Origin of the sequence: Acetobacter estunensis (assembly GCF_019083805.1) — a bacterium.
Taxonomy (GTDB): Bacteria; Pseudomonadota; Alphaproteobacteria; order Acetobacterales; family Acetobacteraceae; genus Acetobacter; species Acetobacter estunensis_A.
Genome location: NZ_JAHRDV010000166.1, coordinates 1 through 242 on the forward strand (window position 1 = coordinate 1; position 242 = coordinate 242).

The window sequence follows — 242 nt, forward strand, 5'->3', positions numbered from 1 at the left end:
TCCGCTTCTGCCGCCTGAGCGTGGACGTTGGGCACGTCCATCTGGAGACAATCGCCAGTTTCTCAATGGTATGCTGCATGTTCTACGAACGGGTTGCCCCTGGCGGGACATGCATGAGCGCTACGGCCTTTGCGTGATGGAATGACCGGCAGGATCCCGTGGACCAGCAGCTCCCGGCGGAAACTGTCACTGTCATAGCCCCGGTCGGCCAGCAATGGCTTTGGGGTTCGGGACAGGTAGCT

The 242-nt window shown here is 60.7% G+C and carries 1 pseudogene; it reads left to right on the top strand.

The annotated features are described in order from the left end of the window. A pseudogene (locus KUA11_RS17385) lies at window positions 1-127 on the top strand (transposase); the annotation flags it as partial. Window positions 128-242: the final 115 nt, after the last annotated feature.